Here is an 11273-nt window from a genome sequence, read left to right on the forward strand (position 1 = left end):
GCGTTGAAATTGTACTGGTTTGGTGTGAACACCGATTCCGGAAAATCAGTCAAAAGTGTTCACGATAAAACCGGAATGAGCGTTCACGCTAAAACCAGAACGGGTGTTCACGATGGGCCGGAATCACTGTTCACGATGCTCCGGAATATGCAGTGATTTCGCTTTGTATTTTACTCGGTTTAGCTATTATCTCTACAAGGCTAAATATATCAGTTGATGCAAAACCATTAAATGCCCGCTGGGAGCTTTTGGTAAAATGATATTAGTGACGGGCTTTATCGTGCTTGTTACGTTTATATCGCAGCATATAGGGTCTGCATGGAGCGGGTTAATATCTACCTTTCCGCTTATTTTAGCGGTAATGGGCAGTGTTGCCCATTTTAGTGACAAACAAGCCTCAACGTTTAAAATTCTTAATGGCGGTATTATTGGTTCATTAGGTGGATGTGTATTTTAGCCACTATATAAACCGTAAGCAGTTTGCTAAGCAGGCTACGGTTTTAAATACTTAAAGTTAGCTATCAACTAAAGTGAGCGGCTTTACTTTACGCTGTAGTTTTTCATGATACATAGCGGTGTCGCCGGCTTTTAAAATTTCGTCAATATTTTTAGGAGGCTCACTAAATACGCTGCTACCAATGCTTGCCTTTATAGCAATAGGTTGGTCGTTATGCGTGATGGCGAGTTTATCTAACTCTATTTTTAGATGGTGTGTTTTTGGGCTTACTTGCGCTTTGCTGTAAAAGTGGGCAAGTACTACAAATTCATCGCGCCTAAGCGGCCGACTGCATCGCTGGTGCGTACAATACTTTTTAAACTGGCGGCTACTTTACATAAAGCTTCATCGCCTACGGCATGCCCATAATTGTCGTTTATCTGTTTAAAGTCATCTAAATCTATATACATTAAACATAAAACTCCGCCTTTTTTTGCATGCAGCTCAATCAGCTCTGACGATTTTTTACCCCAGCCACGGCGGTTTAAAATGCCACAAAGGTGATCGTAATCGGCTTCGGTTTCGGCGCGTTTTTGTGCGATTCGCATACGGCTAATACGCCTAGAAACAGCTACTGCTAGTAAAAATGACTCCACAGCGAAAGCCAAAATAAATCCGTAACGTTGCATAAATGGGCTTTGATTAATAAGTAATACTCTAAATATCATGCTTACGAGCACCAAGCTCAATGCTACAAAAACAAGCGTTGCTTCGCGTATTCTTTTGCGAGCCTGTTGTGCCGCTAAAACAAAAATAACAGTCACAATAATTAATGAGCCGTAAGCCATGATGTTGCCAGCTATTTGCCAAATCAAAGTGTTACTGAACAATATTTTTATTAAAGAAAAGCACATAACAGTACCGGCCATAATTTTTTAAATCTTACTTGTTTTTGGCCATCTATTGTTTAGTTCAAGTAATGCGCACATAAACCATGTAGCACTGAGTACTGTTAAACCTAAGCTGAGTAAGTACAAATCAAATAGGAGTGATGAAACGTGGTCAGTTATAAATAAATAGAGTTGGCCTTCTTGAAGCAAAATAAAGCTGCCAATACAAAAAATATAAGCGCTGTATAGCTTAAATATCTTGTCGTGAAGCCTGTAGCCCATTATAAATACGTAAAAAATGAGTGTGATACACAGCCCATAAAAAGCACCCATAATGAGATTATGTTGCTGTGTTTCTTTAAAAAAACTTGTGTATTTTGCCACTTAAAGCGTGGTGTATAGTTAAGTTTTGACTCAACTGTAATAATGGCTGTAAAGTTTCCTGAGTCCATTAAAAATGCCACTTGTGCCGATTTTAATGGCTGCTTTATTACACCGTTTTGCTGCCATGTAAAATCATCAAGACCTGGGCGCAAAAACGAAAGTACGCCGCCACGCTTTAACAAGCAGTCAAGCTGAAATTGGTTTGTACCGCGTTTTGCCTGAAGTTCAGAAGTTGTATTAGGTTGTAAAGATGATGGAGGGGACTGACTATTTAAGGGGGTAATATCGCAAAAATCGCCTGCATTGCTATTAAATGCTATTAAATAAAAAAAAGAAATACATATTTAGCACCTCCGTGTAAAATATTAGGAACTGTATTTTTATGATGTTTTTTGTCAGCCATAAGCACTTCCAAGCTCAACTACATTTTTTATACTAGCAGAGCCCACCTATTTAGCTATTAGTTAATTAGTTAAATTAACTGTGTAATTGAGTTAATACTTCGCTAGGTGTTTTATTAAAGTGGCGTTTAAATTCGCGGCTAAATTGCGATGGGCTGGTATAGCCAACCTTTAATGCAGCTTCGTTGGCTTTACTTCCACTAGTGGTTATAAGTTCTTTAGCCTTAGCTAAGCGTACTTTTTTTAAATACTGTAGAGGGGATTCAAACGTTACTTGCCTAAAAGCACGATGAAACGACGATACGCTCATGTTTACATCTTCAGCTAACCCTTCAACCGTAATTTGATTGGCATAACTACTGTGCATAGTTGAGAGCGTACGGGCGATACGTGCATAATGCCCATCATGCATAGCAAGGCCAAATAAGGTATGTCCTTGGGGGCCGCAAAGTACACGGTATACTAATTCTTTTACTATATCTTCGCCAAATACTTGTGCTTCAAGTGGGTTATTTAACACGGTTAATAAACGCTTAGTTACCAGCTCCATCGCGTTATCGAGTTTAGCTGATTGCACGCCACTCATTTGCCCGCATGTTGGTGGCAGAGCAAATTGTTTATGCTCAGTCATTTGGTTAACGAGTTTGTGCAATAACGCAGGGTTAATATCAACAGCAATCCCAAGCACTGGTAAGTCGCCATCAGTAAAGGCTTCGCACTCTAGCGGTACAGGAACGCCCAATACTAAATAATCCCCCGCACCATATTGTATTTTATGATCTGTAAAATGAATTACTTTATGCCCTTGCCCGACCACAATAATCCCAGAGTTATAAATAAGCGGCTGTCGCGGCGAGCTTTTACTGGCGCGATGAAAATAGACTCCAGTAATAATGGTTTCCATCGTGCCTTCAAAATTGAGTAACTGATTGTGCTCTGCGTACTGCTGCAGCATATTGGCAATGGTGGGCATAAAAGCATCTTTACATGGCTGATTTTTACGTAAAATAACAATGTTGATAGTTTTAGGCAAGCTTTTGCGCGTTATTGGGCTTTTTTTATGTTTGTTTTGCCAGTAATATGCACTCATTGAAGCTTTACTTAGTGAGCAACTAAGTAAGTTGAACCATATTTAATCGTCACCCTAGGATAAAATAATGAAATTTAGCTACGTAAATCCAACACTAATTCAATTTGGCCAACAACAAATAGCCTCATTAACTGATTTGATCGCAAAAGATCAAAAAGTACTAGTTGTGTACGGCGGCGGATCAATTAAAAAGAACGGCGTATATGACCAAGTTGCAGCAGCACTTGAAGGTTTTGATTGGGTAGAGTTTTCGGGCGTTGGCGCTAACCCAACAATTGAAGTACTAGATCAAGCAGTAAAAATCTGTAAAGAACAAGACATCGACTTTGTACTAGGTGTTGGCGGCGGCTCAGTAATTGACGGCGTTAAATACATTGCAGCTTCAGCAGTATACGATGGCGAAGGTTGGGATATTCCTACTGGTAAGCATAAAGTAACTAGCGCATTACCAATTGGTGCAGTACTTACATTACCAGCTACAGGCTCAGAGTCTAACCAGGGCTCAGTAGTAAGCAAAGCTGCTACAAAAGAAAAACTCCCGTTTATGTCTCCAGCAGTACAACCTAAATTTGCGATTATGGACCCTGATGTAATGAAAACATTACCACAGCGTCAACTTGTAAATGGTTTAGTAGACGCATGGGTGCACACCTGTGAGCAGTACTTAACGTTCCCAGAAGGAGCATTAGTACAAGATGGTTACGCAGAAGCATTACTTAAAGCACTTAAAGTACTTGGCGATAACTTTGAAAACCAAGATGACGCATGGCGTGCAAATCTTATGTGGTCAGCGAATCAAGCATTAAACGGTTTGATTGGTTCTGGCGTATCGCAAGATTGGGCAACCCACATGATTGGTCACGAGCTTACCGCTGCATACGGTGTTGACCATGCACGTTCGCTTGCAATAGTTCAGCCTTCTTTACTACGCAATCAATTTGCAGTTAAAAAAGCAAAACTAGAGCAAATGGGCAAAAACGTATTTGGCCTTGCACAATCTGACGACTTAGCAGAGCTAACAATTCAAGCAATTGAAGCGTTTTACCATAGCCTTGATGTAGCTACGCAGCTTACTGAACATGGTGAAGATAAAGCAGCCGCGATTAACAATATTATTGGCAAACTTGAAGCGCATGGCATGCTTGCCCTGGGTGAAAACCAAGCAATCACGCTAAAAGAAAGTCGTGAAATTTTAGAACAAGCAGTCGCTTAATTTAAAGTGTTATTAATAAAAACCGCTAGCCTTACAGGTTAGCGGTTTTTTTATATGTATTAACTATTTAATTCTTTTATTATTTGGCAGTCGTTTATAGTATTTGCGGTGCAGTTAGTTAATAAGCTGGCTAACGATACCTCGAGCTTTTTAAGTTCTTTTTGTGCCGCTCGTACTTTAATTAATTGGTTTTCGATAATATCGTCAACCTCAACACACGATTTATCGCCGTATGATTGCGCAACAAGTAGAGTTTTAATATCGTCTATTGGAATTTGTAAATCGCGACAGCGTCGAATAAAAATAAGACGCTCTGTATCTGCTTGGGTGTAGGTTCTATAGCCGTTGCTCTCTCTTTTTGGAGCAGGAATGAGGTGTATTTGCTCATAATAACGAATTGTTTTTGCATTAATATTAACTAAGTGAGCAAGTTGCTTGATTTGCATATTGACCTTCCAGTAACTAGAAGGTTTATTATGCTGCTGACTCCTTTTATATTCAAGTATTTAAAAGGGACTTCTTTTTAGAGTTTGTAGGCAGACAATGCATTCAAAGCGTTTTTTAATAGTGATACTTTTAGTACTTGTACACAGCTTTATTAGCTGTGATGGTGCTGCGTATCATTTACAAGAAGACGTGGATCACATAACCAGCGCGCAGTTACAAAGTAATATAACTGCCGATGGTAGCCAAAATGAGGCTCAAGCCTCTGCCGAAATTCATGCCCACCAACATTGTCATAGTGGCTATTACAGTACAGTAAATCATTCAATCAGCCCTGAGCAGAGTAACCCCGCGTTACCTGTACGCTATTGTGGATTAATTTATCCACCTATGTCGCGCCCTCCTATTTCACTTAGCTAGTTTTAATTTACCTTAATAAAATATGGTGCATTTTACTGCCTGCGTTTAGACGCTATATAGGCTGTGTTATATGCATATTTAGGTTGCTTACAAATTTACATTGCGCTTTTTAATTTTAAATTATTTTGTAAGTTAACCCTGTTTGTTAAAAAACGGACAAGCTATATGAATAAAAAACCAATTATGCTGGTGGCACTACTTTGCGTGCTGCCGATATTTAATGCGCTGGCTAATGTTAGTGCCAGTGAAAATATACTCACGCTTAAGCAAGCGCTGAGTAATACCGAGCAACAAAATCCGATATTAAAACGCTACCCCTATCATCAAAAAATATTGAGCGCGCTTAAATCACAAGCCACACTTTCGCCAAACCCTGTGCTTAGTGTTGCGGTTGAAAACGTGTTAGGCACCAATGATGCGCGTGGCGTAAAAGGCGCTGAAATAACACTTGGGCTTAGCCAACTAATAGAGCTGGGCGATAAGCGCCAAAGCCGTATTAATTACGCAACCGCCAATATTAAAGCCCAAGCAATACAGTATCAAAATACCCGTTTAGCCTTATTAGCAACCACTGCTGAGCGATACTACCAAGGGCTTAAATTTCAAACATTATTAAGTTTAAATAGTGAACGTAAACAGGTAGTTACCCAGGCGCTTAAAGCGATTGAACAAAGAGCCAATGCGGGTGCTGCGTCGCAAGCTGATGTAACGCGCATGCGTTATGCACTTAGCCAAGTAGAGCTTGATAAAGCCATGCTTAATAGTGAATTTGAGCGAGCAAGTTTATCGCTTAACGAGCTGTGGAGTGAGGAGCAACCCTACGATACTTTTGCTGGCAATATTAACGTCATCACGCCGCTTAAATCACAGCAAGCGCTTTTAGATGCGGTAAATTTAGCACCTGAATTTGCCTTACTTCAGCAGCAATATATACAGCAAACGGCTAACTTAGCGCTGCAAAAAGCCAATGGGCAAAGCGATATTAATGTAGGTGGTGGTGTGCGTTACAACCCAAAAAATGACTCTAGCTCATTGTTGTTTTCGTTTTCTATGCCACTGCAAATCAGTAATGCTAATAGCGGTAATATTGCTGCAGCAGCAAGTGAACTTGCGCTTTTAAACCAGCAGCAAGGGCAGTTGCGAGTTCAGTTACGCCAGCAAGTACGTACTCTGTATGCTTATTATCAAGGGATAGCAAATCAAGCCACGTTATTAAATAAGCAAATAATTCCTCAGACACAAACATTGATTGAGCAAAGCTTAAACAGCTATCAACGCGGGCAAATTTCGGTGTTGCAGTTGCTCGATGCCCAGCAAGCACACTTTGACTCTAAACGCGCACTCATTGCAACCCACGCAGAGCTGTACCAAGTGCTACTTACTCTTGAGCGTTTAACTGGCCAATCTTTAATTGAGACTTACCAATCATGAATAAAAATATAATTGCATTATTAGTATCACTTTCACTTGCTGGCAGCGTGTTAAGCACCAGTGTACTTGCATTAGCCGAGTATGGAGAAACTGAGCAACAAGAGCAAGGTCCACACGGTGGTTTTTTATTAACTGACCCTAAATTAACCCTTGAGCTTAAATTACAAGAATTTGCCGGTAATGTTGAGCTGCGTATATACGCTTACAAGCAAAGCAAGCCAATTAATATAAGTGATTTAAACATAACAATGAGTTTAAAACGATTAGTTGAAGCGCCGCAAAATATACAGTTCATAACAGAGGGCGACTATCTTGTGAGCACGCAATCAATTAACGAACCGCATTCATTTGTACTTGCCGTTACTGCTAATTATAACGGTGAGAGTATTAGCTATGAGTACGAGCAACACGAAGGCCGTACCACGTTAACAGAGCGAGCTATTGAGCGCGCAGGTATTAAAACTGAGATAGCGCAAAGTGGTGAGGTAGATATTACCGACACGCTTTTTGGTGTTATTGCGCCAACCCAGCACGGCACAGTAGAAGTAATGGCGCCGTATACAGGATTGATCAGCGATATTTTTGTAAGCATTGGCCAAAGCGTTAAAAAAGGCGAGGCGCTTGTAAGTATCACTAACCGCGAAACACTGCAAAACTACACCATTAAAAGCCCTATTAGTGGCGTTGTAACTGAGCAATATTTAAAGCGTGGTGAGCTTGCAAGCACCAGCGCGCTGATGCAGGTAGTTAACCTTGATAAAGTATGGGTTGAGTTATCTGCTTTTCCTGAAAATATTGAAAAACTAGCCATAGGGCAAAGCGCTAAAGTGTACGACTTGCATCACCATTTAAATACGCAAGGCAAAGTGTTTTTTATAGCCCCAATGATGACTGGCGGGCACATAGCGCGTGCCCGTATAGAGCTTAATAACCCAGACGGGCATTGGCGCCCAGGCATGCATATAAATAGCGATGTAAGTGTGGCTAAAATAAATGCCAGCGTGCGGGTAAAGCCACAAGCAATTCAAGAATTTAACGGTCAACCCAGTGTGTTTGTTCGTAAAAATAATGTATTTGAAGTGCGTCCCGTTACCTTAGGTGCAAAAAATAGCGAGTGGGTAGAAGTACTTACAGGCTTAAACGCAGGTAGCGAATACGTAACAGACAATAGTTATGTCATTAAAGCTGATATTTTAAAAAGCGGCGCAAGCCACGCTCACTAGGAGGCACCATGATTAATTGGATAGTTTCTTTTGCGGTTAAACGCCGCATGCTGGTGCTTGCGCTTACATTTTTATTTGCTGGATTTGGTGTATACAACATTCAAAATTTAGCAGTAGACGCAGTACCCGATATAACTAACGTACAAGTGCAAATTAATACCAAAGCGCAGGGTTTTACGCCATTAGAGGTAGAGCAACGCATTACTTATTTGGTAGAAACCGCCATGGCGGGCATACCTAAGCTTGATTACACCCGTTCGCTTTCGCGTTATGGGCTTTCGCAAGTAACGGTTATTTTTAATGAAGGCACCGATATTTATTGGGCACGTCAGCAAATTGGTGAGCGTATTCAAAGTATTCGCTCCGACTTACCTAATAACGTAGAGCCAAACTTGGGTCCTATTGCCAGTGGTTTAGGCGAAATATTTACTTATAGTGTGCACGCCGCGCCTAATGCGTTAAAAGAAGATGGCACTGCCTACAACGCCGAAGACTTACGTACTTTGCAAGATTGGGTTATTCGTCCGCAGCTTTTAAAAGTAAAAGGCGTAACCGAAATAAACAGCCAAGGTGGTTTTGAGCGTCAATACCAAGTAGCGCCAGTGCCCGAAAAACTCATTGCCTATAAGCTTACTATTAGCGATGTAATTAGTGCACTTGAGGTTAATAACAGTAACCGAGGCGCAGGCTATATTGAACGCTTTGACGGGCAATATTTAGTACGCTCGCCTGGGCAGCTTAAAACCATTGATGACATAGCCAATACCGTTATAGCTAAGCGCGACGATGCACCTGTACGCATTAAAGATGTGGCTAACGTGTTTTTAGGCAAAGAGCTTAGAACCGGCGCGGCCACTTATAACGGCGAAGAAACCGTGCTCGGCACCGCCATGATGCTAATTGGCGAAAACAGCCGCATAGTGGCAAAAGCCATGGCTGATAAGTTAGTTGATGTGCAAAAAAGCTTACCCGCTGGCGTTATTGTTGAAGCGGTTTACGACCGCACAACTCTTGTTGATAAAACCATAGCAACCGTGCAAACCAACTTATTTGAAGGTGCCATTTTAGTGATAGTAATTTTGCTATTACTGCTGGGTAATGTAACGGGCGCGCTTATTACGGCAATGGTTATTCCGTTGAGTATGTTGTTTGCCGTTACAGGTATGGTAGGTAATCGCGTATCGGGTAACCTAATGAGTTTAGGCGCAATCGACTTTGGTTTAATTGTTGATGGTGCTGTAATTGTAGTTGAAAACTGCCTGCGCCAACTCGGTGTAGCTCAGCATAAACATGGCAGGCTACTTACTTTAAACGAGCGTTTAAATGTAGTGACCGCAGCCACCAAAGAAGTATTTACACCGGCTGTATTTGGCATTGTTATTATTATGCTGGTTTACTTACCTTTATTTGCACTAAGCGGCGTTGAAGGCAAAATGTTTCAGCCAATGGCGTTTACTGTAGTTGCGGCGTTAATTGGCGCGCTTATATTTGGCGTTACATTTGTACCTGCTGCTATTGCAGTGTTTGTTCGCGGTAAGGTTGATGAAACCGAAAACGCAGTCATGCGCGGCGTTAAAAAAGTGTATAAGCCATTACTTGGTATATCGCTTAAATTACCGTGGCTGATGGTGGGTATTGCCACTGCATTAGTATTAGTGCTTGGTTTTAAAGTTAAAAATATGGGGGCAGAATTTTTACCGCAGCTTGATGAGGGCGATATTGCTATGCATGCGCTGCGCATTACTGGCACCGGTATTGAGCAATCGGTACAAATGCAAAAAGAGCTTGAACAAGCCATTTTAAAGCAACCCGAAGTCGCTAACGTTTTTTCAAAAATTGGTACTGCTGACGTGGCAAGCGATCCTATGCCGCCAAACGTAGCCGATACTTTTTTAATGTTAAAACCTCAAAAACAATGGCCAAATCCAGCACTCACTAAAGAAGAATTGGTTCAGCAAATTCGTACTCGTGTTAACGATGTGCCCGGTAATAATTACGAATTCACACAACCAATAGAAATGCGCTTTAACGAGTTAATTGCTGGTGTGCGCGCCGATGTAGCACTGCGTATTTACGGTGACGACTTAAGCGTACTTAAAGAGTTTGGCGAAAAAGCCACAGGCTTAATGCGTAATATTGCAGGCGCTACCGATGTACGTTTGGAGCAAATGGAAGGGTTGCCAACGCTTTCGGTAACACCAATGCGCGACCACATGGCATTATTAGGCTTAAGTGTAAACGACATTCAACAAACACTTGCCGCCGCTGTTGGTGGTGTGCAAACCGGGCTAATTTTTGAGGGCGATAAACGCTTTTCGTTATTAGTGCGCCTTGATAGGCGTTGGTCGAGCGATGTATCAGCACTTGCCCGTTTGCCAGTTGCTTTACCTAAAGATAGCAACCCAGAACTTGCATTTGTACCGCTTGGCGAAGTAGCGACAATCAGCATTGAAAAAGGGCCTAATCAAATAAACCGCGAAAGTGGTAAGCGCAACGTAGTGGTAACTGCCAATGTAGAGGGGCGCGATTTAGCAAGCTTTGTAAGTGATGCGCAAGCGAGCATGAATGAATCACTTAACTTACCAAGTGGCTATTGGCTTGAATATGGCGGCACGTTTGAGCAGCTACAATCGGCAAGTAAGCGGTTATCATTAGTTGTGCCGGTCACTTTACTGCTTATATTTGGCTTACTTTATAGCGCCTTTGGATCGCTTCGTGATTCATTAATTATATTTAGTGGTGTGCCACTGGCATTAACGGGTGGTGTACTTGCGTTATTGCTGCGCGATATGCCGCTTTCAATTTCAGCAGGTGTTGGCTTTATAGCCTTAAGTGGTGTAGCGGTATTAAACGGCGTGGTTATGCTGTCGTTTATTAAGCAGTTACGAGATGACGGACTTAACTTAATAGATGCAATAAATGATGGCGCATTACAACGTTTACGCCCGGTATTAATGACGGCACTGGTGGCGAGCTTAGGCTTTATACCTATGGCGCTTAATTCGGGGACGGGTTCTGAAGTGCAAAAACCTTTAGCAACGGTAGTGGTTGGCGGTATTATTTCATCAACTTTACTTACGCTGTTAATTTTGCCTGCGCTTTATAAGTTAGTGCATGCAAAGTTTAATAAGTATCAAGCAGCTTAGCTAGTTGCTGCTTAATATATAACGTAAAAGCAGCTGAAGTTTCAGCTGCTTTTTTTGTTTGCCCAGCGAAGCTGGCAAACCCGATAGGCTGAAAGATGCCTTATCACCCTGACTAAGGGGAAGATAATCTGAATGGCAAGGGCGTCACTGGCCAACGGTGGGGTCTGAAGGAAGCCATAAGAAGTTAGAGGTACA

Annotated in this window: 11 protein-coding genes and 1 pseudogene; 6 read left to right on the top strand and 6 right to left on the bottom strand. The window is 41.6% G+C overall.

Annotation, left to right across the window (positions count from 1 at the left end; all coding sequences use genetic code 11):
• Positions 1-256 precede the first annotated feature (256 nt).
• Positions 257-457, top strand: coding sequence for a hypothetical protein (locus HC000_RS18620; RefSeq protein ID WP_024605800.1), 201 nt, complete (start codon positions 257-259; stop codon positions 455-457).
• A gap of 57 nt (positions 458-514) precedes the next feature.
• On the opposite strand, the pseudogene HC000_RS18625 reads toward HC000_RS18620, so the two are convergent.
• The 5 genes and pseudogenes from HC000_RS18625 to HC000_RS17485 form a co-directional block, all read right to left on the bottom strand.
• Positions 515-718, bottom strand: a pseudogene (locus tag HC000_RS18625) (diguanylate cyclase); the annotation flags it as partial.
• Positions 719-756: 38 nt separating this feature from the next.
• Positions 757-1284 carry a diguanylate cyclase gene (locus HC000_RS18630; protein ID WP_024605799.1) on the bottom strand — a complete coding sequence of 176 codons (528 nt, stop codon included), beginning with the start codon at positions 1282-1284 and terminating at the stop codon, positions 757-759.
• Positions 1285-1371: 87 nt separating this feature from the next.
• Positions 1372-1659: a 7TM diverse intracellular signaling domain-containing protein gene (locus tag HC000_RS18635; protein WP_346010178.1), complete on the bottom strand. Its 288-nt coding sequence runs from the start codon at positions 1657-1659 to the stop codon at positions 1372-1374.
• Positions 1608-1892, bottom strand: a complete 285-nt coding sequence (locus tag HC000_RS18640; protein ID WP_024605797.1) for a hypothetical protein — start codon at positions 1890-1892, stop codon at positions 1608-1610. The genes HC000_RS18635 and HC000_RS18640 overlap by 52 nt, the downstream gene beginning before the upstream one ends.
• A gap of 295 nt (positions 1893-2187) precedes the next feature.
• Entirely contained in the window at positions 2188-3084 is an 897-nt protein-coding gene (locus HC000_RS17485; RefSeq protein ID WP_024605796.1) for an AraC family transcriptional regulator, read from the bottom strand.
• 184 nt (positions 3085-3268) lie between these two features.
• On the opposite strand from HC000_RS17485, the gene HC000_RS17490 reads away from it, so the two are divergent.
• Positions 3269-4414, top strand: a complete 1146-nt coding sequence (locus HC000_RS17490) for an iron-containing alcohol dehydrogenase (RefSeq protein ID WP_179808310.1) — start codon at positions 3269-3271, stop codon at positions 4412-4414.
• Between the two features lie 59 nt (positions 4415-4473).
• On the opposite strand, the gene HC000_RS17495 is transcribed toward HC000_RS17490, so the two are convergent.
• On the bottom strand, positions 4474-4860 hold the full coding sequence (locus tag HC000_RS17495) for a Cd(II)/Pb(II)-responsive transcriptional regulator (RefSeq protein ID WP_179808311.1): 387 nt from the start codon (positions 4858-4860) through the stop codon (positions 4474-4476).
• Between the two features lie 97 nt (positions 4861-4957).
• On the opposite strand from HC000_RS17495, the gene HC000_RS17500 reads away from it, so the two are divergent.
• From HC000_RS17500 to HC000_RS17515, 4 genes are all read left to right on the top strand, one after another.
• Positions 4958-5278 (top strand): hypothetical protein, encoded by a 321-nt coding sequence (locus HC000_RS17500; protein ID WP_011327276.1) that lies wholly within the window; start codon positions 4958-4960, stop codon positions 5276-5278.
• A gap of 165 nt (positions 5279-5443) precedes the next feature.
• Positions 5444-6709, top strand: a complete 1266-nt coding sequence (locus HC000_RS17505; protein ID WP_179808312.1) for a TolC family protein — start codon at positions 5444-5446, stop codon at positions 6707-6709.
• Complete coding sequence (locus tag HC000_RS17510; RefSeq protein ID WP_179808313.1) at positions 6706-7932, top strand: efflux RND transporter periplasmic adaptor subunit; 1227 nt, start codon at positions 6706-6708, stop codon at positions 7930-7932. Before HC000_RS17505 ends, HC000_RS17510 begins: the two co-directional genes overlap by 4 nt.
• 8 nt (positions 7933-7940) lie before the next feature.
• Positions 7941-11078 (top strand): CusA/CzcA family heavy metal efflux RND transporter, encoded by a 3138-nt coding sequence (locus HC000_RS17515; protein WP_179808314.1) that lies wholly within the window; start codon positions 7941-7943, stop codon positions 11076-11078.
• The last annotated feature ends 195 nt before the right edge of the window (positions 11079-11273 follow it).

This window comes from Pseudoalteromonas sp. MIP2626 (assembly GCF_013414205.1).
Taxonomy (GTDB): domain Bacteria; phylum Pseudomonadota; class Gammaproteobacteria; order Enterobacterales; family Alteromonadaceae; genus Pseudoalteromonas; species Pseudoalteromonas nigrifaciens.

What these genes read in the sequence shown, in the direction of transcription:
- HC000_RS18620 (WP_024605800.1), top strand. Translation starts at nt 257, where the DNA reads ATGATATTAGTGACGGGCTTTATCGTGCTTGTTACGTTTATATCGCAG.
- HC000_RS17485 (WP_024605796.1), bottom strand. Translation starts at nt 3,084, where the DNA reads ATGCCCACCATTGCCAATATGCTGCAGCAGTACGCAGAGCACAATCAG.
- HC000_RS17495 (WP_179808311.1), bottom strand. Translation starts at nt 4,860, where the DNA reads ATGCAAATCAAGCAACTTGCTCACTTAGTTAATATTAATGCAAAAACA.
- HC000_RS17510 (WP_179808313.1), top strand. Translation starts at nt 6,706, where the DNA reads ATGAATAAAAATATAATTGCATTATTAGTATCACTTTCACTTGCTGGC.
- HC000_RS17505 (WP_179808312.1), top strand. Translation starts at nt 5,444, where the DNA reads ATGAATAAAAAACCAATTATGCTGGTGGCACTACTTTGCGTGCTGCCG.
- HC000_RS18630 (WP_024605799.1), bottom strand. Translation starts at nt 1,284, where the DNA reads ATGGCTTACGGCTCATTAATTATTGTGACTGTTATTTTTGTTTTAGCG.
- HC000_RS18635 (WP_346010178.1), bottom strand. Translation starts at nt 1,659, where the DNA reads ATGGGTGCTTTTTATGGGCTGTGTATCACACTCATTTTTTACGTATTT.
- HC000_RS17490 (WP_179808310.1), top strand. Translation starts at nt 3,269, where the DNA reads ATGAAATTTAGCTACGTAAATCCAACACTAATTCAATTTGGCCAACAA.
- HC000_RS17500 (WP_011327276.1), top strand. Translation starts at nt 4,958, where the DNA reads ATGCATTCAAAGCGTTTTTTAATAGTGATACTTTTAGTACTTGTACAC.
- HC000_RS17515 (WP_179808314.1), top strand. Translation starts at nt 7,941, where the DNA reads ATGATTAATTGGATAGTTTCTTTTGCGGTTAAACGCCGCATGCTGGTG.